This is a genomic window from Mycobacterium sp. PDNC021, assembly GCF_048282635.1.
In the GTDB taxonomy this organism is placed as follows: domain Bacteria; phylum Actinomycetota; class Actinomycetes; order Mycobacteriales; family Mycobacteriaceae; genus Mycobacterium; species Mycobacterium llatzerense.
This window is the reverse complement of the sequence record NZ_CP182502.1, coordinates 605,671-630,613: the sequence shown is the minus strand read 5'-3', so window position 1 is coordinate 630,613 and position 24,943 is coordinate 605,671. Positions and strand designations below refer to the sequence as shown.

The following is a 24,943-nucleotide window of genomic DNA, read 5'->3' as shown; positions in this document are numbered from 1 at the left end:
TCTCGGGGCGTCATGACGCGTTCCGGCAGTTTGTGCCCGGCTCCTGAGGTGGCGGAGGGAGTGCCGTGGCCGTCGGGGACGGAGCCGCAGGCGAGGTCGGGGCAGGCGCGGGGCTGGACGGGTTGGGGGCCGGTGCCGGGCTCGGCGCCGGTGTTGGTGCGGGGGCCGGAGTCGGCGTCGTCGAACCTGGCGCCTCGGGTCCGGGGGCCGGACCGCGCGGCGGCTGCGGCACCACCGACAGCGACGGGGCCGGTGCGCCGGGGATGGGTGCCGGTGCCGCCGGCGGGGTGGCGACGTGCGGCGCGCACAGCGGCAGCAGCGAGCTGCGGCTGAGTTCCTTGAGCTGACGGATCGCGTCGTCGACGGTGCCGGTCGGCAGGCCGGCGGTGACCTGGGCCCGGCCGGACTCGCGCAGGTCGGAGACCTTCATGGGCTGGCAGCCCGCACGGGTGTCGTCGACGCCGATGATCGTCATCTCGGAGTGGGTGTCCAGGCAGGCCAGCAGGTAGGGATCCTGCAGCGGCAGCCCGAGCAGCGAGCCCGGCACGCCGCGCATGATGTAGACCGAGCCGTTGTAGCCGGCGACGTAGTAGTTGCTGCGGATCATGTAGCGCCCGACGGCCAGTCCGCTGACGAGCAACAGTATCAGCAGGATCGCGCCGATGATCAGGTTGCGCCGGGTGTGGCTCTTCCGGGGCGGCGGATCAGGTTGTGGCACAGGCTTTTTCGCCGCCGCTGCCGTGCGCTTCGGGTTGAAGGCGGAGGCACGTCCGGCCGCGGTGTTGGGCGGCAAGGTGTCGTCGTCCTGACCGGACACCGCGCCCGCCAGGATGGGTGCGGTCTGGCCGTACTCGTAGTCGACGACGTCCGCCACGACGACGGTGACGTTGTCCGGCCCGCCCCCGCGCAGCGCCAGCTCGATGAGCCGGTCGGCACAGTCCACGACGTCCGGGATCTGCATGGCGCCCTGGATGGTCTCGTGGCTGACCGGGTCGGACAGTCCGTCCGAGCACAGCAGGTAGCGGTCACCGGCGCGGGCCTCGCGCATGGTCAGCGTCGGCTCGACCTCATGGCCGGTCAGCGCCTTCATGATCAGCGAGCGTTGCGGGTGGCTGTGGGCCTCTTCGGCGGTGATCCGGCCGTCGTCGACCAGGGTCTGGACGAAGGTGTCGTCCTTGGTGATCTGGGTCAGCTCGCCGTCGCGCATCAGGTAGCCGCGGGAGTCGCCGATGTGCACCATGCCGAGGCGCGTGCCCGCGAACAGGATGGCGCTCAGGGTCGTGCCCATGCCCTCGAGCTCGGGATCGGCTTCGACGTGGGCGGCGATGGCCGTATTGCCGTCGTGGACGGCATCGTTCAGCTTGGCCAGCAGGTCGCCGCCGGGTTCGTCGTCGTCCAAGTGGGCCAGCGCGGCGATGACCAGCTGCGAGGCAACCTCACCCGCGGCGTGGCCGCCCATGCCGTCGGCGAGCGCGAGCAGGCGGGCCCCCGCGTAGACGGAGTCCTCGTTGTTGGCGCGGACCAGGCCGCGGTCGCTGCGCGCGGCATATCGGAGTACAAGTGTCACGGGCGCAGCTCAATTACCGTCTTGCCGATTCGAACCGGCGTTCCCATTGGAACCCTTACCGCCGTCGTCACTTTCGCCCTGTCCAGGTATGTACCGTTGGTCGATCCTAGGTCTTCGACGTACCACTCGGAGCCTCTCGGCGACAGCCGGGCGTGCCGTGTCGAGGCGTAGTCGTCGGTGAGCACCAGGGTGGAGTCGTCGGCCCGGCCGATCAGAACGGGCTGGCTGGTCAGGGTGATCCGGGTGCCCTGCAGGGCGCCTTCGGTCACCACCAACTGGCGCGCGTACCGGCGTCGGTCCCGGTTGGGCAGCAGGGTGCCCCGGAACGCCAGACCGCGCCGCACCATGACGGCTCCGGTGGGTGCGTAGATGTCGGTGCGCAGCACGCGCAGCACCGACCAGATGAAAAGCCAGAGCAACAGAAGGAAACCGACCCGCGTCAGCTGCAGAACTAACCCCTGCATCCGACGTCCTCTCCGTTGCCGCGTCGAGGCTGGGCCCGGTGCCCGGTAGCCGTCGGCATCGTCACGATACTTTGGCGGTCACCGGCCGGTGCGCACATCATCCGGCCGGTGACGGAAACCGAGCTCAGTGAACGCGGACCACGATCTCGGAATGACCCACCCGGATGACGTCGCCGTCGGCCAGCTGCCACTCCTGAACCGGGGCGTTGTTGACGGTGGTGCCGTTGGTCGAGTTCAGGTCCGAGAGCAGCGCGGTGTGGCCGTCCCAACGGATCTCGAGGTGCCGGCGCGAGACGCCGGTGTCGGGCAGGCGGAACTGCGCGTCCTGGCCGCGGCCGATGACGTTCGCGCCTTCACGCAGCTGGTAGGTGCGGCCGCTGCCGTCATCGAGCTGCAGGGTGACGTTCGCGCCGGCGGCACCGTAGCCACCGGCGTATCCGCCCGGCTGGCCGTACTCGGGCTCGGCGTAGCCGGCTCCCGCGCCGCCGCCGTAACCCTGCTCGCCGTAACCGGCCTGGGACGGGGGCTGGCCGTAACCCTGATCGGGCTGTGCGTAGCCCTGATCGGCGGGGGGCTGTGCATAGCCCTGCTGCGGCTGGCCATAGTTCTGCTCGCCGTAGCCACCCTGCTGGGGCTGCTGGCCGTAGCTCGGCTGTCCGTAGTTCTGCTGGGGTTGGCCGTAGCCCTGGTCGGGCTGGCCGTAGCCACCCTGCTGGGGCTGCTGGCCGTAGCCCGGCTGGCCGTAGTTCTGCTCGGGCTGTCCGTAACCGCCCTGCTGGGGCTGCTGGCCGTAGCCCCCCTGCGGGCCGCCGTAACCCTGCTCGGGCTGCTGGCCGTAGTTCTGCTGTCCGTAGCCCTGCTCAGGCTGGCCGTAACCGCCCTGCGGGCCGCCGACGGGTGGCGGTCCGGGAGGACCACCCTGCGGGCCGCCGAAGCCGCCCTGGCCGTATCCGGACGGGCCCGCGCCGTAACCGGCCTGGTCACCCGGCTGTCCGTAGCCGCCCTGCTGTCCGTAACCGGGGCCACCCTGCGGGGCGCCGTAGCCGCCCTGCTGTCCGTAACCCTGCTGGGGCTGGCCGTAGCCCTGGTTCGGGTCCTGCGGGTACTGCTGACCGCGCTGCTCTTCGGGCTGCCGTCCGTAGTCGTACTCGTCGCCTGGCTGGCCCTGTCCCTGGCCGGGGCGGTGGGTCGGGTTGTCAGTCATCGTTGGTACTCCTGGTTCTGCGGTGTGCACGCGGTCGCTGGGTGCCGCCGGCCGCGGTGGCCCGGCGGTTGAGTCGGGGTTGACCACGCCGTGGGCGCGGAATTGGCCGGTGTGAAGGCCAGGTGACGGCTCAAACCTGACGACCACCTCACCATACGTTTGCCATCCCCGCTCATGGACGAATCCCTCAAGGTGTTTGGCAAAAGCACTGGGTGTGAGGTCAGGATCGGCGTTTACCTTCTCGAAATCGGTGTAACTGAGCGTAATGACGTATTCGTTCGGTGCCAAAATACGGCCGCCGCCGACATCGTGGGCACCCGATTCGGCTTCCCGCTGTAATGCGGCCTCGACTTCCGGAGGTGCGATCGACCCCCCGAAGACGCGGGCAAAAGCGTCTCCGACCGTGGTCTCGAGCTTGCGCTCGAACCGGTCGACCAGACCCATGTCCCCCTGCCTCGCCTCGTCTCGGTACTCCAGATGTGATGTGCGCAATAACTCCGGACACCACTGTTACGCATGGTATCGGCCTGACCTTGTAATACGTGACCAACAGAATCGTGAGAATTCGAAAGGCGCTGGTCAGGCGGTGTGGGGCGTGCCGCCAGGCGATCCGGTCGTGCGGTTTCGCGCGCCGGCGGCACCCTCGCCGCCCAGGTTGGCTGCTCCGGAAGCCACTGGTCAACGGCGGATTTGGAGCCGGGGGTAGGGGTGGTGATAGTCTCTCCCAGTTGTTTGGGGCGAGTGGCGGAATGGCAGACGCGCTGGCTTCAGGTGCCAGTGTCCTTCGGGACGTGGGGGTTCAAGTCCCCCTTCGCCCACTCAACAAAAGCCGCGAATCCGGTTCGGATTCGCGGCTTTTGCTTTGTCGAGCATGACTGTGAGGGTTGTGCAGGTGAACCGGCCCGAATTCGTGCACAGCCATCACACTCGTCGGCCTGACGTGAAGCGGCCTGCCGGGCGGTACTGATCGATAGGATCGCGCCATGAAAGGTGCGGTTACCGTGCACATGAACGCGCCGGCCGATCAGGTCTGGAACCTGATTGCCGATATTCGCAACACCCCGAAATACTCGCCGGAGGTTTTCGAATCTGAATGGCTGGACGGAGCGACCGCACCGGCACTCGGCGCGCGGTTCCGCGGCCACGTCAAGCGCAACGAGATCGGACCGATCTATTGGACGACGTGCCGTGTCACGGCTTGCGAGCCAGGTCGCGAGTTCGGCTTCGCGGTGCTTGCCGGCGATAAGGCGGTAAACAATTGGCATTACGCTCTCGCGCCTGCCGGTGATGGCACGGATGTCACCGAGTCGTTCTGGATGACGCCTGGCCTGCTCGACACGGTGTTCGGCATCTTCGGTGGCCAATTGCGCATCCGCCGCAACATCCGGGACATGACCACCACGCTCAACCGGATCAAGGCCGAGGTCGAGACGGCCTGATGGTGCCGTGGCCATCTAGGTCACGAGCCGCTGACCGTCTCTAGTGCAATCAGCGGAATCGTCCGTGAAGGTGGAACTCGTCGGGCGTACCTGCGCCAGTGGCTGGTGTACGCGAGCGCTTGAGGCCACAGCGCCCGGCGTTCCGCGGGCCCCAGTTCCCTTGCAGTCATCTCGACGCTGCGAGCACCGATTTGGACGGTCACGACGGGATGCGCCCGCAGATTATGTAGCCAGGCCGGGTTCTTCGGGTGGCCGCCTTTCGCCGCGACGATGAGGTATCGATCTCCGTCGGGCATATAGACCAAGGGTGTCGTCCGCCGCGATCCACTCTTGGCCCCGATGTGGTCGAGCAGGAGCATCGGTGGCACGCCGGGCACGTGTTGTCCAAGGCGTCCTCGACTGGCGCGATAAATCCAGACGTGGCCGCGCACGAGGTGACGAACGATGCTCCATGAGCGATCGATGACCCGCATCAGCAGTTCGACAGGTGACACCGACATGCGGATCCTCCTGGTCGTGAGCGGACTCCCACCAGGGCCGTCCAACCGATCCTCCGACAAAAAGGGTACTCGTGAGTACCCTTTTCGTCTAGAACGTCTCCCGCTTGCACTCCCACGATCGACCAGCACCTCAGCACAACCGAACAGAAAGGTTGCCCCGATATGCCCGCAGACCGCACGGCCAAGGTCGCGCAGCAGCACCTCAGGTTGCTCGACGGTCTCGCCGCGGCGATCCGGGAAAAGGGGCTCGCTCATACCCAGGTCAGCGACATCGTTGGTCACGCGCATGCTTCGCGTCGGACGTTCTACAAGCACTTCGTGGACAAGGACGCCTGCCTCGTCGAGCTTGTTGATCTCAGTACTTCGCGCATCATCGAAACCGTCTCTGCGGCAATCGATCTCGACTCGCCGCGTGCTGTCCAGATCGAACAGGCCATCGACGCCTACTTGGCGATACTTTCTGGCGAACCCGCGTTGGCGCTCGCGCTGTCCAGCCCTTCGGTTGGTGAACGAGTTCTTCGCGCTCAGCGGGAGGGGTTGGAGCGCTTCGTCGAATTCCTCGTCGCATTGATGGCAGGCACCACCCAGGCCGGGGCACCGCCAGCACCGATCTCCGTCGAATGTGCATTCATGCTTGCCAGTGGGCTGCGCGCTGCGGCGCTTCGCGCGATCGAGCGCGCGGACGGACTCGAGCGCGTGGGCGGGGAAGCAAAGGTAATTTTCAAAGCGATACTCGACCGCAATGCGTAGTTGTCATCGTCGGGTCGAACATGTGAAGGCGTAGCCAGAGTCTGATCCTCCAAGGGTGCCCTTCCAGCCGCTATCGGCACGGGTTTTCCCGATAGGTCCATAGCGGGCGCGCAACGATGAAGGCCTTCGTCCTACGCGAACACGAGAGCTCGTGCTCAACGTTCCCTGCCTGGCCGAGGGGATCGAGCTGTGGGAATGTGAAGGCCCGCGATCGGAGGTCCGAGGTGAAATGGGCAGCAAGGGCATTGTGCGCGGCGGCGATGGGTGCGGTGCTGGCCGCATCGGGGTGCAGCCTGGACGGTGCGCGCGGCAACTATGGCACCGGCCCGGACGCGATCATCACCGTCAACGGTGGTGAACCACAGAACGGCCTGGTGCCCACCAACACCAACGAGAACATGGGCGGTCGCGTCGTCGATTCGTTGTTCACGGGGCTCTACAGCTACACCGCCGACGGCACGCCGGTGTTGGCGAACGCGGAGTCCGTGGACACCACCGACAACCAGAATTACACGGTTCACCTCATACGGAACTGGACCTTTACCGACGGCACCCCGGTGCGGGCCGAAAACTACGTCCGCGCATGGAATTTCGGTGCGGCTACGGTCAATGGGCAGCTGCAGCAGAGCTTCTTCGCACCGATCGAGGGATACGACGCCGTCGCCGCCGAGGGGTCCCCGCTGACCGAGATGTCGGGCTTGAAGGTGGTGGACGACTACACCTTCACGGTGCGCCTCACCAGCCCCAACATCGACTTCAAGCTGGGGCTCGGGTTTACGCCCTTCAAGCCATTGCCCGATGTGTTCTTCACCGAGGGCGCGGCCAAGTTCGGCGAGCATCCCGTCGGGAACGGCCCGTACATGCTGAAGGGCCCAGACGCCTGGCTGCACAACGTCAAGCTCGACGTGGTGCGCAACCCGAATTACAAGGGTCCGGACAAGCCGAAGAACGGTGGCCTGAGCTTCATCTTCTACAGCAGCTTCGACACCGCGTACACCGACCTCGAGTCCGGCAACCTCGACGTGCTCGACACGGTGCCGGTGAGTGCGTTGGGCACATATAAGAAGGTGCTCGGGAGCCGGGCGTTGACCAAACCGACCGCCCAGAACCTGCAGCTCGGAATCCCGTATTACCTGCCGCATTTCAGCGGCGAGGAGGGTCGCCTCCGACGTGCGGCGATTTCGATGGCGATCAACAGGCCCGAGATCATCAAGGCGATCTTCCGCGGCGCCCGCGGTGCGGCGCAGGACTTCACCGCCCGGTCGCTACCGGGTTGGGACCCGAACATCCCGGGCAACGATGTGTTGAAGTTCGATCCGGTCAGAGCCAAGCAGCTGTGGTCGCAGGCCAACGCGATCGCGCCGTGGTCGGGATCGTTCGAGGTCGCGTACAACTCCGACGGCGATCACCAGGTGTGGGTTGACGCGTTGTCGAACCAGTTGAAGAACACGCTCGACATCGACGCGCACGGCGCACCGCAGCCGACGTTCAAGCAGGTCCGGGACGCCATCACCAAGCGGACCATTCGGACCGCGTTCCGGAGCGGGTGGCAGGGCGACTATCCGTCGATGATCGAGTTCCTCCAGCCCCAGTTCGTGACCGGCGCGGGCTCCAACGATCCGGTCTACAGTTCACCGGCTTTCGACGCGAAGCTGACAGAGGCCGAACGGGCGCTCGATCCGAACCAGTCGTATGCGCTGGTCAATCAGGCCCAGGCAATCCTCCTGCACGATCTCCCGGTGATCCCGCTCTGGGACTACACCGCTGCCGGCGGCGTCGGGCCGGGTGTGACGGCCCAGCTGACCTGGAACGGTCTGGCTGATTTCACCCAGATCACCAAGGGCGACGTCGCCGAGAACACCAAGGGATAACCGATGCTGAGATACGGATTGAGCCGGGTCGGACAGCTGGTGATCGTGTTCTTCGGTGCCACTTTCCTGATCTATGCGCTCGTCTTCCTGTTGCCCGCCGACGCGATTTCCGCGCTGGGCGGCGGCAAGCCCATGTCGCCCGCGCTGATTGCGACGCTGCGCGCGCAGTATCACTTGGATCAGCCGTTCTACCTGCAGTACTGGCACTACATCAGCGGTGTGTTCCGGTTGGACTTCGGCACGTCCTTCTCGGGCCAGCCGGTGTTCGACGTGATGAAGCGCGCCTTCCCCGTCACGGTCGACCTCGCGCTCATCGCGATCGCCGTCGAGGCGGTGTTCGGTGTGACGTTCGGCGTGCTCGCGGGTTTGAACAATGGCAAGTGGGTCGACACCACGATCCTGATCGTGACGCTTCTCATCGTCGCCGTCCCGATCTTCGTGATCGGCTTTGCGGCTCAGTACCTGTTGGGTGTGCGCTGGCAGATCTTCCCCGTCACCGTCGGCGGCCACCTCGACCTCTATCACCTGCTGCTGCCCGGATTCGTGCTTGGTGCGGTGTCGTTCGCATATGTCGTCCGGCTGACCCGCTCGTCGATCGCGGAGAACCTCTCGGCGGACTACGTGCGGACCGCCACTGCGAAGGGGCTGCCCCGCCCGCGGGTGATCGTGGTGCACGTGCTCCGCAACTCGCTGATCCCGGTGGTGACGTTTCTCGGCGCCGACCTCGGTGTGCTGATGGGCGGCGCGATCGTCACCGAGGGAATCTTCAACATCCCAGGAGTGGGCGGAACCATCTATCAGGCGGTGATCCGGGGCGAGTCGTCGACCGTGGTGTCCTTCGTCACCGTGCTTGTGCTCATCTACCTGGCGTCCAATGTGGTGGTCGACCTGCTCTACGCCGCCCTCGACCCGAGGATCCGCTATGCCTGAGACCCCGACCCAACCCTCCCGGTACCCCGGTCAGGAGCGTTTCGTCGCGGGTCCTGACGCGGTCAGCGTCGCCGCGGTCGACGCGGTCGATGCCGACGTGCAGCCCGCTGGTTTCTGGAAGTCGGCGTGGTTGGAGCTGCGCACCAAGCCGCAGTTCATCGTGTCGATGGTGCTGCTGGCGGTGATCGTGGTCGTCGTGCTGTTCCCAGGACTGTTCACCAGTCAGGACCCGCATTACGGTTCGCTCGAGCAGTCGCTGCTCCCGCCCAGCTCCGAGCACTGGTTCGGGACCGACCGGCAGGGCTACGACATCTACACCCGAACGATCTACGGCGCTCGCGCTTCGGTGGCGGTGGGCGTACTGACCACGATCGTCGTGGTCCTGATCGGTGGCCTGCTCGGCAGCGTAGCCGGGTTCTTCGGTGGCTGGATCGACTCGGTGATTGCGCGGCTGGCGGACATCTTTTTCGGTATTCCGCTGATCCTGGCGGCGGTGGTCACGATGCAGATGATCAGCTCCCGCACCGTGTTCACTGTGGTGATCGTGCTCGCGGTCTTCAGCTGGCCGCAGATCGCGCGAATCGCCCGATCGGCCGCGATCGCGGTCCGCAACGAGGAGTTCATCACGGCGGCGCGGTCGCTGGGAGCGTCCCGGGTTCGCACCCTGTTCACCCACGTCATACCCAACGCGCTGGGTCCGGTGATCGTGGTCGGCACCATCTCGCTGGGCATCTTCATCGTCACCGAAGCGACGCTGTCGTATCTCGGCATCGGACTACCGTCCACGGCAGTGTCGTGGGGCATCGACATCGCGGCTGGGCAGCAACTGCTCCGCGAGGGCACGCCCATCTTGTTCTACCCCGCGGCGGCGCTGGCGATCACCGTGCTCACTTTCATGATGCTCGGTGACGTGCTGCGCGACGCGCTCGACCCGAAGGCGAGGACCCGCTGATGACCCAGACGTCGAAGGACGGATCTGTGCCGCTGCTCGACATCCGCGACCTGCAGGTCGAGTTCCGGGTGCAGAACAAGTCGGTGCCCGCGGTGCGAGACGCAAGCCTCACCGTTTACCCGGGGCAGACGGTGGCGATCGTCGGAGAGTCCGGGTCGGGCAAATCCACCACGGCTGCTGCGGTGCTCGGCCTGTTGCCGGGGACCGGCAGGGTGACCGGCGGTCAGATCCTCTTCGACGGCCAGGACTTGGCCGCCGCGTCCCGCCGCGACTTCGAGAAGATCCGCGGCAGCGGCGTCGGTCTGGTCCCGCAGGACCCCAACACCAACCTCAACCCGGTGTGGCGCGTCGGATTCCAGATCCGCGAAACCCTGCAGGCGAATGGCGCAGCGAAGCGGGGCGACACGCGCAAACGTGCGATCGCGCTGCTGAGCGAGGCAGGCATGCGCGACCCCGACAAGCGAGTCAATCAGTTCCCGCACGAGTACTCAGGCGGCATGCGCCAGCGGGCGCTGATCGCGATCGGACTCGCGTGCCGGCCGAAGCTGCTGATCGCCGACGAGCCGACCTCGGCCCTGGACGTGACCGTGCAGCGGCAGATCCTGGACCATCTCGAGGAATTGACCGCCGAGCTCGGCACCGCGGTCCTACTCATCACGCACGACCTCGGCTTGGCCGCGGAACGCGCCGGCCACCTGGTCGTCATGTACAAGGGGCGGGTGGTCGAGTCGGGACCTGCCCTGCAGATCTTGCAGGACCCGCACCACGAGTACACCAGGCGGTTGGTGCGCGCGGCGCCCTCCTTGGCCTCCCGGCGTGCGCATGGCAAGACTCTCAGCGACCTGGACCACGGCGAGCTCGTCGGCGATCAGGTGTTGCAGCCCAAGGTCACCGGCAGCATCGCCGAATCCACCAAGCACGCGTCGTCCGGTCCTCAGGACGTGGTGGTCGCGGCGAACCTGGTCAAGGAATTCCCGATCCGCGGTGCGGTGCCCTTCAGCGGCGGTTCGACCTTTCGTGCCGTGAACGATGTCAGTTTCACCCTGCGTCGGGGGACGACCACCGCGGTGGTCGGCGAGTCCGGCTCGGGAAAGTCGACGGTGGCACGCATGGTGCTGGGACTGTTGGAGCCGACCTCAGGCACGGTGCACTTCGACGGGAAGGACGTCACGTCGCTGCGCGGCGCCGAAGCGAAGGAGTTCCGCCGCCGGGTACAGCCGGTGTTCCAGAACCCCTACGGGTCGCTGGATCCGATGTACTCCATCTACCGGGCGATCGCCGAGCCGCTGAACATCCACGGCATAGGAGACAAGTCCTCCCGCACCGCCCGAGTGAAGGAACTGCTGGACCTGGTCGCGCTGCCGCAGTCGGTCATGCAGCGCTTCCCCAACGAGCTGTCCGGCGGTCAGCGGCAGCGCGTCGCGATCGCCCGCGCGCTCGCCCTCAACCCGGAGGTGGTCGTGTGCGACGAAGCGGTGTCGGCGCTGGACGTCCTGGTGCAGGCACAGATCCTCACGTTGCTCAGCGAGCTGCAGAAGGAGCTCGGCCTGAGTTACCTGTTCATCACCCACGACCTGGCGGTGGTGAAGGAGATCGCTCACAACGTGATCGTGATGTCCCGCGGCGAGGTGGTGGATTCCGGGCCTACCGACCAGGTGTACGAGAATCCAACGTCTGACTACACCCGAATGTTGATCGACGCCATCCCGGGCGGCACGATCGAGCTCGCTGGCTGATCCGGTGATCGATTGGTGTCCGCCGCTGTGAGGGCTGTGCAGGGGAAACAGCCTGAATTCCTGCGCAGCACTCACACCCGCAGGCTGAATCTTTGATTTGTGCGAGGAACCGGGCTGATCGAGCCGGTAACCCTTCCTCGACCGCGGGGCGATGCGCACACTCGGTACACGAATTTGGGTCGGCGAGCGGGAGTGATCGGCGTGGAGACAAAGATCGTCTACGAAATCCCGGCGCCGACCCGGGTCGCTCCCGCCACCGGCGTCGATTGGTACACCGCGGTCGAGGCGACCGCGACATCCTGGCGCCGACCGTCGGTGCTGCAGTGGGCAGCCAGCACAGATCACCGCGGGACGCACCACCGCTGCGAGCGGTACGACATTTCCGAGCAGTTCACGCCGGGTCTGCCCGCGTATGTGCTGACCGGGTACGGACTGGATTTCATGAGCGGCAGCGTGGACTTCCTGAAGTCGGTCGCCGACGAGCACTACGACCGGATCACGCGCCGTCAGCGCTGGAGTGCGATGAATCCGCACGCCGCGCTGGGCGACCACTGTGAGCCGCCGCTGTGGATGGCTGGGTCCGCTATCGGCGCGGCGTAGCGCCACCGCGTGCCCCGGCGGGCCACATCGGTAAAAGTGACCACATGGTAATATCGGCTGAGTCCCGGTGAGAACACCGTGTGGGAGGAAGCCATGTCCATTCGCAATGCCATTCAAGAGCTCACTCAGCGCAGAACGCTTCTGCCAGAGCGGGTCGATGCCGCGCTGTCCGGACCCGGCCGTGATGTCAGTGACCTCACGATCCTGGTGACGGGCGCCTCGGCGGGCATTGGGCGACAGGCGGTGTCGCAGCTCAGTGCCCGCGGGGCCACGGTCATCGCGGTCGCCCGGCGGGAAGACGAACTGCGGACCTTGGCTGATGAGACCGGATGCCATTGGCGCACGTGCGACCTGAGTGACCAGGACGCGACCGCCCAGCTGCTGGCAGATCTCGCCGACCAGCGCGTGGACGTCCTGGTGAACAACGCCGGCCGCTCGATCCGCCGCAGCATCGTCGATGCCACCGACCGGCTGCACGACTACCAGCGCACGATGTCTCTCAACTACCTGGCGGCCGTCCAATTGAGCCTGGGATTCCTGCCGGGCATGATCGAGCGGGGCCGCGGCCAGGTGATCAACGTCTGCACGTGGGGCCTGCACGCCAATACCTTTCCGCGGTTCTCCGCATACGCGGCGTCCAAGAGCGCTTTGGCGATCTTCGGTCGCAGCCTCAACGCCGAGCGGCCCCATCCCGAAATCCGCGCCACCAACGTGTATTTCCCGCTGGTACGCACCGAAATGATCGCGCCCACAGCCGAATACGCCGGCGCCGTAGCGCTCTCGGCGGAGGAAGCGGGCCGCTGGATCGTCCGCGCGGTCACGCATCAGCCGGTGGAAGTCAGTCCCGCGGTGCTGCGCGCCGTCCTGCCGACGATCGACCTCCTCTCCCCCGCTGCGGCGGACCGCACCATCGCGGCGCTCACCTAGCCGCCGACCGCCCGCTGCTGTCCCGACTCAGAAAAGGACCCGATGAACAAGCACCTGATCTCCCGTGCGCTGTCGCGCGTCGTCATCGACGGCCTGCTGCCGCTGGTCGACAGCCGGCTGCCGGCGTCGCGCCTGCCGTTCGATGCCCCTGAGATTCTCAAACCCCACGATGTCTCACGCGCCTGGGGCGTAACGCATTTCGGGGTGTTCGTCCCGGACCTGCCGGAGCCGTACCGCTACCTCAACACCATGACGCTGCTGGGCGCATCGGGTACGGAACTGTTCGACCTCGACCACCTCGCGGCGCCCGATGCGCGCGATACGTCCACGGTCTTCTCGTCGACGGCTCATGCGGACCAACGCTTCTATCGGGCCTACGACATGCACGCTGACTGTTGGTTCACCGCCGACGCCCGCCGGCTGCGCTGGGCCGAGGACCTGGCCATCAATGTGGCGTTGCCGCGCGTCGTGGTCCGCGGCCGCTACCCGCAGTTCGACGTCGACCTGAAACTCGATGTCACAGACCAGGTTTCGTACTTCGTGAAATCGCCGGTGTACGACCACCTGAGCCTGCTCGCGCCATACACCGGCACCGTCGACGGCGTCGAGGTCAGCGGTCTCGGCACCTTCGAGTACGCGAGAATCCGCACGCACCAGGCACTTACCCGTCGTCCGGTGCCGGCCCGGCTCAAACTGCCGATGGACTTCTTCACCTACCAGATCATCAACCTCGACGAGCGTACTCAGGTGCTGCTGACCGACGTACGGGCTCGGGGCCGGACTGCCTGCAAGTTGGCTCACGTACGCGTCCTCGGCGCTGAAACCGAGGTGTACTCCGACGTCCACTTCGCGGTCGTCGAGTACGGCGAGCCACTGGTCGACGACCGCGGCAACACCATGCGAAGGCCGCGCAAGTTCAAGTGGTCGGTGCGCGACGGCGGCCGGGAAATTCTGGCCCTGGTCGGCACCGTCGACTCGCCGTGGCGCCACGGCCACGGACCGGGATATGCCGCCGCGTACTCGTATACCGGTACCTGGGGTACCGGATCGGTTTCGGGCAGTGCATATCTGGAGTGGATCGACGTTCAGCCCGACTGAATCGGCCCGTTCGTCCCGGGCACCGGTCAACAACGGTTCGAACACCCGACAAGCCTGATTAGGCTGTCACGATGACCACCCGGCCCGTCAGCGGCAGAACCGGCACCAAAGGGGTGCCGCGCGGTGAGCGCGAGCAGCTGATCGTCGAGGCGGCGATCGCCGAATTCAGCCGGGCCACCTACGCGGGTGCGTCGCTGGCTGCCATCGCAGCGCAGGCGGAGGTCTCCAAGACCTTGATCATCAGCTACTTCGGGTCCAAAGAGGCGGTCTACGCCGCGTGCGTCACCAAGATCGGAAACCAGATCGAGCAGGCTGTCGGCGACGCGCTCAAGTCGCTCGATCACCTGGCCGGGGCCGGCGCCGCCGCTGGTGAACCGGTGCTGGCCGCGATCTTCACGACGTTCGAGGGGCATCCGGGCGACTGGCATGTGCTGTTCGACCGGTCGGTGCCCAACGGCCCGGCGCGGGATGCGGCGCGTGAGCAGCGCACGATCCTGCGCCAGCAGGCGTTCGCGGGAGTGTCGAGGTCCCTCGGAGTCGTCGGCCTCACAGATCCCGTCGATCTGGTCGCCGCCACGGGCGTGTGGGAACACATGGTGTCGGCACTGATGCTGTTCTGGCGCAATCATCCCGAGGAGCCCGCCGCTGAGATGGTCGCCCGGGCCCACCGGGTCCTGGCGGCCATGGCCGGGCACACGCTGGACAGTACGACGGGCTAGTTCACGATCCATCCGCCGATACCGTCCGCCAACAACCTGCGGGGCGGCTCGGTCCCGTCGAGGAGCCGGGTGACGCGTTTGACGATCAGCCAGCCATGCGGCGAGTCGGCTGCGCGGATCAGGTGGAAGTGGCTGACGCCGGCCCGGATGGCTTCGTAAGTCGTTGCGCGCCTGAGCAATAGCGTCGATTCGCAGACCGCGACCGCCTCGTCGCCGTGGATGGTGACCACGGCGGGACTCAGGAAGTGGGTACATCCGGTGGTGATGAAGTCCTGATGACCGGGTGAGCGCACCATCGCGGCGATGTCGTCGCGACCCGTCATGAGCCAGTTTTCGACGTCGTACACCCCGTCCGGTGCCCACATCGCGGCGACGGCGTCGGCCTCACCGGCGTCGACGAGCGGTCCGTACGAAGCGATCATCCGCTCGATGGCGCGCTCGTCTTCGATGCGGCGCAGGCGGGCTTCGAGCTCGGCGAGTCGCTGTTCGGTCATGACTGCTCCGTGGCCGGCAGGTTGGTCAGGTCCGCCAGTGCGCCGAGCTGTTCGCAGCAGTGCGCGGCGGATCGGGAGGCGATCACGCACGTTGCCGCCGTCGCACCGGCGTCTTCGAGTGCCCCGAGTTCGTCGAGTGTCTGTTGCGGCGCGCCCATCGGATCCAGCGGCCCCGTGGCGAGCACGATGTCGAAAGGATCCGGAAGGTCCACGGCAGCAAGCATTGTCGCTACCTCGGCTGCCGTGAGGCCGAAGGGCATCCAGCCGTCCCCGAGCTCGACGGCGCGGCGAAGCGAACGCCGGGTTCGGCCGCCCACCCAGATCGGTACCCGCAGTTGCAGCGGGCAGGGGTCCATGACAACGGAGTCGTAGTTGTAGTACTTACCTTGGTGCACAGGGTGATTGGTGGCCAAGGCCCCGCGCAAGGCACTCATTGCCTCGTCTGCCCGGGCGCCCCGGTCGTCCCAGGCGGCGCCCAGCAGGTCGAACTCTTCGCGCAATGACCCGACGCCCACCCCCAGGATCAGCCGGCCGCCGCTGACCTGATCCAGAGTGCCGTAGCGCTTGGCGATCTCCAGCGGATGGTGGTAGCCCAGCACCAGCACCGAGGTGGCCAACTGAATTCGCGATGTTCGCCCGGCGATGAAAGCCAAGGTGGCCAACGGATCCCAGTACGTCGACCCCCGAGTGGCCGCGACATCACGAGGCACGACGACGTGTTCGGAGCAGGTGAGGTAGTCGACGCCGAGCAGATCGGCGACAGCGGCGATCTCCCCGATTTCCGTGGCGCCCGCGGTTCTTTCCCACGTCGACGCGGTGGCCGGAACTTGGATGACCACCGGTGTCTGCAGTCCTATCCGCATGCATACGCCCTTCCGTCTCGGCGTCTGGATCGGATACCCTCGGACGCGGTAAAACTAAAATGAATTTTAGATATGGAGCCTGAACTTGTCTAGCGAGGATGCGCTGCAGTTGCAGCAGTACGGGCCGTGGGCCGTCATCGCGGGTGGCTCGGAAGGCGTCGGCGCCGAGTTCGCGGCACTGCTGGCGCAGGCCGGCATCAACCTGGTGTTGATCGCCCGCAAGCCGGGCCCGCTGCGGGCCACCACGAACCGGTGTCGCGAATTGGGCGTGGTGGTACGCGACCTCACCGTCGACCTCACCACCGACGATGGTGTCGACCAGATCATCAGCGCGACAGCTGATCTGGAAGTCGGGCTGCTCATCTACAACGCGGGCGCCAACACCCACAGCGCGGAGTTCCTCGACGGCGACCTCGGCGCGTTCCAGCGGGTCATCGATCTGAACATCACGACGCCGCTGCGGCTGGTCCAGCATTTCGGAGCGCCGATGCGCGAGCGCGGCCGCGGTGGACTGATGTTGGTCGGGTCGCTCAGCGGGCATCTCGGGTCGGCGCGGCACACCGTCTACGGCGGCGTGAAGGCATTCAGCCGGATCTACGCCGAAGGGCTCTGGCTGGAGCTGCGCGAGCACAATGTGGACGTCCTCGAGCTCGTCCTCGGCCTTACCAGGACACCGGCGATGGAGCGGGTCGGCCTCAGCTTCGACATCCCCGGGATGCCCGCGTCCGAACCGGCCGATGTCGCTCGTGAAGGCCTGGCGAATCTCGCCAACGGTCCGGTGCACATCATCTCGACGCATGCCGACAGCCCGGCCGTCCACGCCACCGGTAACCGCGACAAGGTGCTGTTGGCGTCCCACGCGATGATCCAGAAGATGTTGCAGGGCACGCCTGCTGGACCACCGGAGTAGCCATGCCCCGTGCACCACTCGACCGGGAACCGGCGACCCCGAGGACCCCCGCACAGATCGGCCGCTGCGACCGCATCCTCGCCACCGCCGCGCGGCTCGGGGCGCGGCACGGACTCGAAGAAGTCCGGATGCAGGACGTGGCGGACCAGGCCGAGGTGTCCATCACCACCGTCTACCGCTACTACCCCACCAAGCATCATCTGTTCGCTGCACTGCTGTTTCACCTCACCCAGACCGCCGCACCACCGGGCCCGACGACGGGGCACCCGGTCGTCGATGTCACCGAGTTCATGGTCGGCATCATCCAGAACATGCTGGCCCGTCCGCTATTGGCCCGCGCGATGATCACGTCGGTCAATGCCCGCCGCGCCGAGTCGACGGCCCGCGGCGACTACAACCTGCGAAGCAATATCCTCGATGTCGCCGGCATCTCCGCACCGACCGCGGATGAGACGCAGATCGCGCTGCTGCTCGAGCAGTGCGCGTACGGCATCTTGTCATGGGCCATCACCGGCGAGACGACGCCCGAGCAGGCCGAGCGCGATATGCGCCGCGCCTGTGAGCTGCTCTTGGCGCCGTGGCGCCGACGCACCCGAACGAGACGAAACGAGATCGACCGATGACCGCCGACATCACCCTGAGCACCGGCGACCAGGCACACGCCATCGAGGCCATCAAGCGCACCTTCGCCCGCCGCCTCCGGTGCATGGACACCAAGCAGTGGGAGATCTATCCGACGCTGCACACCGACGACGTCGTCTCCGAAACCTGGGATGGGTTGCCCGACAACAACAATTGGACACCCAAGGCCGGCAGTGGAAACCGTGTCGTCGGCAAAGAGCCACTGACGCGGGCCATTCGGTCACTGCTCGACGGCGGCACCACCGTCACAACCGTGCACCACGGCCACACCCCCGAGATCGAGCTGACCAGTGACACCACCGCCACCGGAATCTGGGCCATGGAGGACCGGCTGTGGTGGACCAACGGAGACGTCGAAGAACATCTACACGGCTGCGGCCACTATCACGAGCAGTACCGCTTGGCAGACGGAAGGTGGCTGATCAGCTACCGCAAGCTGACGCGCCTGCGGGTCGACACCACACCCCGCTTCTTCGACTTCCTCAAGCAGCGGTAGGGCGCACCCTCACTTCAGCTGACTGGCCGCGTAGTCCTCGGGCCGGTTCGTTTTCATCCAGGCCCGCACGGGCCAGAACAACACCCACAGCACGCCGTATCCGGCGTAGTAGATCGCTCCGCACAGCGGCGCCGCGAACAGCCAGCCTGGGTAGATCAGTAGCAGGCAGAACTGCAGAAACTGTTTGACACCAACGGGATAACCGTTGGCCAACGAGAAGAAGAATTTCGGGTGCATCGAATCCAACAGGCCACGCCAGGCCGGGATCTTGGGTTCCGCCGGTGCCCCGTCATCGGCGGCGGTCGGGTCGGGATGGCTCATGAGGCGGGCTCCTTGATGATGGATGTCAGAGGGTCAGGCAGGGCTTGGCGCCGTCGTACACACCGCGGTGGTATGCGTCGATGCGTTCGGTCCCTTGGCCGTGGTGTTCGACGTCCCCGCCATCGGTGCGGTACAGCAGCAGGGCGGCGACGGCCTTGTCCAGGTCGCCGGGAGAGAGGCTGTATCTGCTGTTGGGGCGGTTGTGCAGCAGGATGCTGGCAGCCCACGAACCGGCCAAACAGTCTGCGCGCAGCGAGGTCTGCTTCGAATCCTGAGGCTGGCCCATTCGCATCAGTGCCGCCAGCCCGTACTGCGTCGCGATGAGCGTCGCCACGGAGAAATCGCCGCCGCTGTCATAGATGTCGGGCATCGTCTTGACGTTGTCGAAGGCGACGTAGTCGTCGTCCACGCAGTAGTACAGCACCGAACCCTTCATCGACTTGCCACCGCAGTCGGGGGCCTTGGCGGGATCGATCTTGCGCGGTGCCTTCAGCGGGGTCCAGTCGTATTTGCCGTCCGTCAGCTCGGGGATCAGCTGCGTGAAGTAGTCCTCGAGATCCTCTGGGACACCCTCGATTATCGCGTCATACGGGGCTTCGCCGCCGGAGGCTTGGTCGGCGGCATTGTTGAACGGCAGTTCGACCACCACCGGGTCGCCGTTTCGATAGTCCGCGCAGGCCTTCGGGCCTTTACCGAACCCGGTACGGAACGAGCTCACCCGGTCGAATCCACTCCCGTGCGCACTCAGATCGTGTTTGGCGGTGCCGGGTTCGTCGCGCAGGAACAGGAAACCGGCGAGGGCGTTGTCCATATCGTCAGCGCTGACGTTGTAGATGTCTTTGGCGTGTGCGGCCCATGCCCCGGCGAAGCAGTCGGCCTGGATCTCCTTGGTCACCGTCTCACCCTGGAAGTTGGCCCGCGCCTGGACGGCGTGACCCCACTCGTGGGCCAACACGAGCGGAATGACAAAGTCACCGAACTTCTTTTGCAAGTCGGGTAGCAGCCCCGTGGCGTCCCAGGCCACGTCGTCGCCCTTGGAGCAGTAGAACGCGTTGCCGGCGACCTCTTCCGGTGAGTCCGCGCACGGCGGCACCGGACCCTTCTTCGGGTCCACGCCGTAGAAGCCGCCTTTGACCGGCGTGTAGTCCTTGTTGTAGAGCTCGGGAAACTCGGTCTTCCAGTAACTTTCGATGTTGCCGATGGCTTGTGCCGCGATCTTGTTCACGGGATCCGATGTGTCGCCGTGGATCTCGGCAGGCGGAGCCATCGGCTTCGTCGACGACGACGGCCCCGCTTGCGGTTTCAGGTGTTTCTCGCCGCAGCCGGCGACGGCCAGGGTGCAGACCGCCAGTAGCGCAGATGCCCGCCAGAGGGCCCGGTGCATTCCCATCGCTTACGACTTGGGCTTGTCGTCGACCTTGAACCCATAGTTCACGTCGGAGCCGTCCACCTTGTTGACGGTGACCGTCACGCCGTACGTCTGGCCGCTGTCCTTGAGCTCGCAACGAAGGGTTGCGCCCTCGGTACCCTTCAGGTTCTCCGGGCACGTCAATGATTCGGGCTTGGTCCCGAACTGCTGACCAAGCTCCTCGCTGATCTGCTTGGCGACTTGGTCCTTGTCGATGGTCTGGACCATGTCGAACTTGACCTGCTCACCTTCGATACTGGTGACCGTGACGTTGACGGTGCTGGTCTTGTCGCCGACCTTCATGGTGCAGTTGATCTCGGCACCCTTTTGGCCCGCAAGGTTTTCGGGGCACGTCACCGAATCCGCCTTCTTGCCGTCGGCGCCGGTCATCTTGGTGATGATCTGGCTCTCGACGTCCTTCTTGCTCACCGACGGCGTCCCGCTGGAGCAGGCAGCGGCGCCGAACACGGCAACCGTGATCGCGGATGCGAGGACGAGCCTCTGACACGTCGTGTTGGTCATGTCGCCAACCCCTTCCGAGTTTCGGGCGCCACTCACCGGCGCCGCACTGATCAAGCCGGACGGCAAAAGTTAGCTCCGCGGTGTTGGAATCCGGTTGGAAGTCCAGGCCGGTCTGGTTGGTGGCCGCCGGCGTTCCAACCACGTGCCGCGGCGAGTTCAACGGAATTCCAATCGGGCGTCCATATCGTGACGCCGAGGACGTGACCGACGTCCGTCGTCTAACCCTGAGGAGTCACGATGCAGATGTCGCATCGGCCTGTCATCGCCGTTGCCGCCGCCGTTTGCCTGAGCTTCACGCTGGGCGCCTGCGGAGGCGACAAGGACAAGAGCCCGAGCAGCTCGAGCTCCAGTTCCAGCTCGTCGAGCTCGAGCAGCTCGAGCGCATCGTCGTCGACGAAGGCGGCGCCCAAGCTGAAGCCGCGCAAGGCTGATGAATCCGGGACGAACCCCACGATCGCCGACTACATCAAGGAAGAGAAGATTCAGGAGACGTCGATCCATCCCGGGGATCCGGGCGCGCCCGCCGTGGACATCGAGCGTCCGACCGGCTGGGACAGCGCCGGGGAAGACACCCCTGACTACGCGTACGGCGCACTCGTCTACACCGGCCCCGGCGCGCAGAGCACCGACTACACGGCGAACATCGTCGCGCTGGTGTCGCGCCTGGACGGTCCGGTGGATCCGGACAAGCTACTCAAACTCGCCGGCGGTGAGGTGAAGAACCTTCCCGGGTTCGAATCGGTCGGTGAGGAACCGGGGACCTCGGCCGGCTTCCCCGCTTTCCGGATCGCCGGTACGTACAACCTCAAGGGCGGTGGCAAGGCGGCATTCGGCCAGGAGACCGTCGTGTTCAAGGGGCCCGACGGCCTGTACGTCCTGCAGATCAACGCGACCAGCGATGAGAGCCAGGGCCACGAGCTGTTCGAGGCGTTGGACGCAGTGGACAAATCTCTGAAGATCACCTTCTGACGAGATGGCGACGGCGCCACCCCGAAGTAAGGCCTATCTCCTCAAGAGCCGAACCAACACCTGGTGGGTGAACGTCGAACTGGAGTTGACGGACACCCAGGTGCGGTGCTTGGCGTCCGAATATTCGAAATGGGTCGATGACCAGTTGGACCTGACCGACTATCAGGCGAAGCTGGCCGCGGGCCAGGAGGTGGTGATCTTCGACTACCCGCGGGACGCGGTGACGGTCACCTGGCTGCGTCAGTTGTATCGGGGCGGCTGTGAGGTCAGTCGTGGGAACTCCCGCAAATGGGTTGTCTCCCTGGTGTATCCGGCCGGATTCGGCAGTGTGCTGGATCTGATGACGGACCGGGCGATCTGGCGTCAGTGGCGGGAGGAACTGCCCGACCGGGCCGTGCAGGCCTGATTCAGACCGGCTCGACCGACTGGGCCGCCCGCCGCTGCGCGATGCCACGGGCGAAGGCTTGTTCGCCCGTGGCATCGGCCAGGCGGCCGGCTCGGTGCACCAGGGCGCGGGCACTGTCGGGCCGGCCCTGGTACAGCTCGATGTCGGAGAGCAGGCACAGGAACATCGTGTTCATCACCGTGGTGCCGTCACAGGTGTATTCCTCGAACGCCTGGAAGGCGACGGCGGCGTCCCCCTCGCCGGAGCCGAGCACCTGTGCCCAGACCCGGACGATGCGCGCGCACGCGGCCCATTGCGGGCTGCCCGCCGCGCTGAACTCGACGTCGACCTGGTCGGCCAGTTCGACGATGCCGTCGGTGATACCGAGGACGGCCGCGCATTCGACGTAGGTCAGGCGGGCGGCCAGGATGTTGAACACGTCGCCGCGGCTCTGTGCGAGATGCAGTGCGCGGCGGTGGTATTCGCGCATGGCGTCCACATCACCGCGGACTGCCTCGGCGATGGCCATCCAGCAATAGACGCGGGGATGGAAGAAGTGCAGCGGATCGGTGACGGTCTCGGGCGGCGGGAAGGTGTCCATCATGTGCAGCCCGGTGCTGATCAGCATGTCGGTGTTGCCGCGCAGGGTGTACAGCAGGATGTGCACGAAGTCGTTGACCAGACCGATCACCGGATCACCGGATTTGTCGTACTGGTCCTGCAGACCGATCGCGATGATCTCGACCTCGTCGATGCGGCCGTGCGCGCACAGCAGCATGGACTGCAGCGCGATGGCGCCATAGAAGTTGCGGCCCTTGACTTCCTGGCCGATCTCGAAGGCCCGCTGGACGGCCGCGGCGGCCGACTCACTGGCCTGCCCCTCGAGGATGTTTTTCGCGCCGGCCAGGTGTAGCCACAGGGTGGCTTGCCGGTCCAGGTGTTCGGGCTTGGCCGGCAGCCGGTCACTGATCTGCAGCGCGTGCTCGGCGAGCCCGGCGACGTCGTGGTAAGCCGACCGGTTGAGGGCCCGTTGGATGGACATCTCGAGGATGCCAAGGGCCACATCAGGATTGAGCTCGGCGCCGGCCCGCCAGGCATGGTCGGCGGTGGCGATGACGTGTTCGTACGCGGCCGTCGCAAGCGTGGCAGCTCGGGTGGTGGCGATCGCGGCGTGCACGCTGGTGCGGTCGGTGGTGGCGAGCTGAGCGATGAGCGCGTCGCGTACCAGCCCGTGGCTGAAGCGGTAGGCACCGGGGCGTGCCGGCAGTTCGTCGAGCAGGCCGGTCTGATACGCCGGACGCAGCCGGTTCTGCACTGTGGACACCGAAAGGTCGACGATGTCCGCCAGGTCGGCGACGTTGAATTCGGGCCCGACGACGGCGGCCGCGCACAGCACCCGCCGGCACGGCCGATCCAGCACTCCGAGCCGCCGGCCGACGACGCCGACCACCGCGTCCGAGAGGGCGGGATGGCTGCGTTGCGGGCCGCCGTCGGTATCCAGCGCCCGGGCGAGTTCCTTGATGTAGAACGGGTTTCCGCCGGCCTGTTCCCAGACCTGGGCCGAGACGGCCGGCGGGATGGTGCCGCCGGCCACCGCGTCGACGAGGTGTGCGGCGGCCGCGCGGTCGATGCCGTCCAGATGCATCGTGACGGTGTCGTTCGACCGGACGATGCGTTCGAAAGACGACCGGTTCATCGGCCGGTCGGCGCCGAAGAATGTCCAGTTGCCGATGATCTGGATGGGGATGCGCGGGAACTCTTCGGCCAGCAGCACCAGCGTGTTGATCGAGGCGGGGTCCGCCCGTTGCAGGTCGTCGATGACGAGCATCAGCGGGGCAATCGCCGACAGCTCGCGCAGCGCCGACACGATTCTCTCGACCAAGGCGAATCCCGTTGGTGCGAAACGACTGCCGGTGCTGAGGTCGTCGTCGCCGTGCCATTCGGGCACCAGGGCATTCACCACGCCAGGGGCTTCCCGCAGAACCGCCTTGCGGCCGGCGGATCCGAGCTCGCCGCCCAGCTGGCGCAGCAGCTGGATCCAGGTCCAGTGCAGGGGCAGCTTCACCCCGCTCGGGTGTCCGGCCCAGGCCACGGCGATGCCCGCCGCGCGGGCGCGGGCGACGGCCGCCTGAGCCAACGTCGTCTTGCCGATGCCACTGTCGCCGGTGACGAGCGTCAGTCCGCCCGCTCCGCCCTCGGCGCGGCGCACGGCGGCGTTGACCGCCCCGAGTTCGGTGTCCCGGCCGACGAACGGCGGCGGTGCCGCCGGGTCGGGGTCGAGTGCGTGCAGCGGTGGTGCGACCCGCAGTTCCGCGGCCCCGTCCCGGATCTTCTCGAAGAGGGTCTGCAGGCCTTCGCCAGGACGAGTGCCGACCTCGCGGTCGAGCGTGGTGCAGGCGCGCTCGAACGCCTGGATCGCGTCGGCGGTGCGGTTGGACCGGTGCAGGGCCAGCATCAGATGGCCCCACAACCGTTCCTGCAGAGGATGTTCCGCCAGTGCCGCCTCGACCTCGGGAACCAGTTCCCCGCCGCCGCCGAGTTGCAGGGCGGCGTCGAATCGCGCCTCGATGGCTGTGGTCCGCAGAGCCGCGAAGCGGATGGCCTCAGGCGCGGCGAATTCGTGATAGGCGAACTCTCCGAACGGATCTCCGTGCCAGAGTCCCAGTGCCTCGGTCAGCATCTCGACGGCGGCGCCGGCCGCGTGGCGGACCAGCGCCGTCCGGCCTTGCGCCACCAGGCTTTCGAAGCTGAGCAGGTCGATGGCGTCGCCGGCGAGCAGATTCAGCTGGTAGCCGTGCGGATGCGAGGCGAGTCGTTGGCTCTGGCTGTCGGCCCGGCGGTTGTCCGGGGTCTGGACAGGTCCGATATCTGCGCCCGGATCGAGGACGCGACGGAGGTTGGCCACATAGGAGCGCACGGATGCCAGTGCCTTCGGCGGTGGCTCGTCGCCCCAGACGGCGTCGATCAGGCGGTCGATGCTGACCACCGTGCCGTGATGGGCCAGCAGCACGGCCAGTACGCACCGCTGCTTCGGTCCGCCGAGCGCCGCCGGCGTGCCGTCGACCCGGGCCGTTACTGCACCCGAGAGGTAGTACTGGACCATTTCCCCCGATTCACAGCAAATTTGGAATTGGGGAGACGATACATCCGCGCGTGACCTGCGGCAGCCCGGATGA

At 66.3% G+C, this 24,943-nt stretch carries 25 protein-coding genes and 1 tRNA gene; 16 read left to right on the top strand and 10 right to left on the bottom strand.

The annotated features are described in order from the left end of the window. Window positions 1-10 precede the first annotated feature (10 nt). The 3 genes from ACNO8X_RS02880 to ACNO8X_RS02870 form a co-directional block, all read right to left on the bottom strand. A complete protein-coding gene (locus tag ACNO8X_RS02880) occupies window positions 11-1,567 on the bottom strand; it encodes a PP2C family protein-serine/threonine phosphatase (RefSeq protein WP_418004079.1) in 1,557 nt (518 codons plus the stop codon). Beyond that, window positions 1,564-2,031, bottom strand: a complete 468-nt coding sequence (locus ACNO8X_RS02875) for an FHA domain-containing protein FhaB/FipA (protein WP_043391430.1) — start codon at window positions 2,029-2,031, stop codon at window positions 1,564-1,566. Before ACNO8X_RS02875 ends, ACNO8X_RS02880 begins: the two co-directional genes overlap by 4 nt. Window positions 2,032-2,155: 124 nt before the next feature. Beyond that, the gene (locus ACNO8X_RS02870) at window positions 2,156-3,679 is read right to left on the bottom strand and encodes a DUF3662 and FHA domain-containing protein (RefSeq protein ID WP_418004078.1); all 1,524 of its coding nucleotides are present in this window, start codon (window positions 3,677-3,679) and stop codon (window positions 2,156-2,158) included. A gap of 291 nt (window positions 3,680-3,970) precedes the next feature. On the opposite strand from ACNO8X_RS02870, the gene ACNO8X_RS02865 reads away from it, so the two are divergent. Together ACNO8X_RS02865 and ACNO8X_RS02860 are read left to right on the top strand one after the other, a co-directional pair. Beyond that, a tRNA-Leu gene (locus ACNO8X_RS02865) sits at window positions 3,971-4,053 on the top strand. A gap of 165 nt (window positions 4,054-4,218) precedes the next feature. Further along, window positions 4,219-4,674, top strand: coding sequence for an SRPBCC family protein (locus ACNO8X_RS02860; RefSeq protein ID WP_418004077.1), 456 nt, complete (start codon window positions 4,219-4,221; stop codon window positions 4,672-4,674). Between the two features lie 20 nt (window positions 4,675-4,694). On the opposite strand, the gene ACNO8X_RS02855 is transcribed toward ACNO8X_RS02860, so the two are convergent. After that, a complete protein-coding gene (locus ACNO8X_RS02855) occupies window positions 4,695-5,168 on the bottom strand; it encodes a nitroreductase/quinone reductase family protein (RefSeq protein WP_418004076.1) in 474 nt (157 codons plus the stop codon). A 168-nt stretch (window positions 5,169-5,336) separates the two neighbouring features. Here ACNO8X_RS02855 and ACNO8X_RS02850 point away from each other — a divergent pair, with 168 nt between their 5' ends. From ACNO8X_RS02850 to ACNO8X_RS02810, 9 genes are all read left to right on the top strand, one after another. Next, a complete protein-coding gene (locus tag ACNO8X_RS02850) occupies window positions 5,337-5,924 on the top strand; it encodes a TetR/AcrR family transcriptional regulator (RefSeq protein ID WP_418004075.1) in 588 nt (195 codons plus the stop codon). 260 nt (window positions 5,925-6,184) lie between these two features. Then, on the top strand, window positions 6,185-7,795 hold the full coding sequence (locus tag ACNO8X_RS02845) for a peptide ABC transporter substrate-binding protein (protein WP_418005751.1): 1,611 nt from the start codon (window positions 6,185-6,187) through the stop codon (window positions 7,793-7,795). Between the two features lie 3 nt (window positions 7,796-7,798). Beyond that, window positions 7,799-8,725, top strand: coding sequence for an ABC transporter permease (locus ACNO8X_RS02840; protein WP_418004074.1), 927 nt, complete (start codon window positions 7,799-7,801; stop codon window positions 8,723-8,725). Beyond that, entirely contained in the window at window positions 8,718-9,677 is a 960-nt protein-coding gene (locus tag ACNO8X_RS02835) for an ABC transporter permease (protein WP_418004073.1), read from the top strand. Before ACNO8X_RS02840 ends, ACNO8X_RS02835 begins: the two co-directional genes overlap by 8 nt. Continuing rightward, window positions 9,677-11,413 (top strand): dipeptide ABC transporter ATP-binding protein, encoded by a 1,737-nt coding sequence (locus tag ACNO8X_RS02830; protein ID WP_418004072.1) that lies wholly within the window; start codon window positions 9,677-9,679, stop codon window positions 11,411-11,413. Before ACNO8X_RS02835 ends, ACNO8X_RS02830 begins: the two co-directional genes overlap by 1 nt. Before the next feature lie 201 nt (window positions 11,414-11,614). After that, the gene (locus tag ACNO8X_RS02825; protein WP_418004071.1) at window positions 11,615-12,013 is read left to right on the top strand and encodes a hypothetical protein; all 399 of its coding nucleotides are present in this window, start codon (window positions 11,615-11,617) and stop codon (window positions 12,011-12,013) included. A gap of 93 nt (window positions 12,014-12,106) precedes the next feature. Continuing rightward, window positions 12,107-12,940, top strand: a complete 834-nt coding sequence (locus ACNO8X_RS02820; protein ID WP_418004070.1) for an SDR family NAD(P)-dependent oxidoreductase — start codon at window positions 12,107-12,109, stop codon at window positions 12,938-12,940. A 42-nt stretch (window positions 12,941-12,982) separates the two neighbouring features. After that, window positions 12,983-14,038 carry a DUF6670 family protein gene (locus ACNO8X_RS02815; RefSeq protein ID WP_418004069.1) on the top strand — a complete coding sequence of 352 codons (1,056 nt, stop codon included), beginning with the start codon at window positions 12,983-12,985 and terminating at the stop codon, window positions 14,036-14,038. 113 nt (window positions 14,039-14,151) lie between these two features. Next, on the top strand, window positions 14,152-14,757 hold the full coding sequence (locus ACNO8X_RS02810; protein WP_418005750.1) for a TetR/AcrR family transcriptional regulator: 606 nt from the start codon (window positions 14,152-14,154) through the stop codon (window positions 14,755-14,757). Here ACNO8X_RS02810 and ACNO8X_RS02805 read toward each other — a convergent pair. Both ACNO8X_RS02805 and ACNO8X_RS02800 read right to left on the bottom strand, forming a co-directional pair. Beyond that, a complete protein-coding gene (locus tag ACNO8X_RS02805; RefSeq protein WP_418004068.1) occupies window positions 14,754-15,251 on the bottom strand; it encodes a nuclear transport factor 2 family protein in 498 nt (165 codons plus the stop codon). The two genes, ACNO8X_RS02810 and ACNO8X_RS02805, sit on opposite strands and share 4 nt — an antisense overlap. Beyond that, window positions 15,248-16,114: an LLM class F420-dependent oxidoreductase gene (locus ACNO8X_RS02800; RefSeq protein ID WP_418004067.1), complete on the bottom strand. Its 867-nt coding sequence runs from the start codon at window positions 16,112-16,114 to the stop codon at window positions 15,248-15,250. Before ACNO8X_RS02800 ends, ACNO8X_RS02805 begins: the two co-directional genes overlap by 4 nt. Before the next feature lie 85 nt (window positions 16,115-16,199). Here ACNO8X_RS02800 and ACNO8X_RS02795 point away from each other — a divergent pair, with 85 nt between their 5' ends. The 3 genes from ACNO8X_RS02795 to ACNO8X_RS02785 are packed head-to-tail and all read left to right on the top strand — an operon-like array spanning window position 16,200 to window position 18,162. Then, window positions 16,200-17,024 carry an SDR family NAD(P)-dependent oxidoreductase gene (locus ACNO8X_RS02795; RefSeq protein WP_418004066.1) on the top strand — a complete coding sequence of 275 codons (825 nt, stop codon included), beginning with the start codon at window positions 16,200-16,202 and terminating at the stop codon, window positions 17,022-17,024. A 2-nt stretch (window positions 17,025-17,026) separates the two neighbouring features. Next, entirely contained in the window at window positions 17,027-17,647 is a 621-nt protein-coding gene (locus tag ACNO8X_RS02790; protein ID WP_418004065.1) for a TetR family transcriptional regulator, read from the top strand. Continuing rightward, window positions 17,644-18,162, top strand: a complete 519-nt coding sequence (locus tag ACNO8X_RS02785; protein ID WP_418004064.1) for a nuclear transport factor 2 family protein — start codon at window positions 17,644-17,646, stop codon at window positions 18,160-18,162. Before ACNO8X_RS02790 ends, ACNO8X_RS02785 begins: the two co-directional genes overlap by 4 nt. Before the next feature lie 9 nt (window positions 18,163-18,171). On the opposite strand, the gene ACNO8X_RS02780 is transcribed toward ACNO8X_RS02785, so the two are convergent. From ACNO8X_RS02780 to ACNO8X_RS02770, 3 genes are read right to left on the bottom strand one after another with little or no spacing between them, the layout of a single operon-like run. Next, window positions 18,172-18,483 carry a hypothetical protein gene (locus ACNO8X_RS02780; protein ID WP_418004063.1) on the bottom strand — a complete coding sequence of 104 codons (312 nt, stop codon included), beginning with the start codon at window positions 18,481-18,483 and terminating at the stop codon, window positions 18,172-18,174. A gap of 25 nt (window positions 18,484-18,508) precedes the next feature. Then, window positions 18,509-19,873, bottom strand: a complete 1,365-nt coding sequence (locus ACNO8X_RS02775; RefSeq protein WP_418004062.1) for a neutral zinc metallopeptidase — start codon at window positions 19,871-19,873, stop codon at window positions 18,509-18,511. A 3-nt stretch (window positions 19,874-19,876) separates the two neighbouring features. Continuing rightward, window positions 19,877-20,413, bottom strand: a complete 537-nt coding sequence (locus tag ACNO8X_RS02770; RefSeq protein WP_418004061.1) for a DUF4333 domain-containing protein — start codon at window positions 20,411-20,413, stop codon at window positions 19,877-19,879. Between the two features lie 237 nt (window positions 20,414-20,650). On the opposite strand from ACNO8X_RS02770, the gene ACNO8X_RS02765 reads away from it, so the two are divergent. Both ACNO8X_RS02765 and ACNO8X_RS02760 read left to right on the top strand, forming a co-directional pair. Further along, window positions 20,651-21,382 (top strand): LpqN/LpqT family lipoprotein, encoded by a 732-nt coding sequence (locus tag ACNO8X_RS02765; protein ID WP_418004060.1) that lies wholly within the window; start codon window positions 20,651-20,653, stop codon window positions 21,380-21,382. A 4-nt stretch (window positions 21,383-21,386) separates the two neighbouring features. Then, complete coding sequence (locus ACNO8X_RS02760; RefSeq protein WP_418004059.1) at window positions 21,387-21,788, top strand: hypothetical protein; 402 nt, start codon at window positions 21,387-21,389, stop codon at window positions 21,786-21,788. Window position 21,789: 1 nt separating this feature from the next. Here ACNO8X_RS02760 and ACNO8X_RS02755 read toward each other — a convergent pair whose 3' ends face one another. Next, window positions 21,790-24,870 (bottom strand): BTAD domain-containing putative transcriptional regulator, encoded by a 3,081-nt coding sequence (locus tag ACNO8X_RS02755; RefSeq protein WP_418004058.1) that lies wholly within the window; start codon window positions 24,868-24,870, stop codon window positions 21,790-21,792. Window positions 24,871-24,943: the final 73 nt, after the last annotated feature.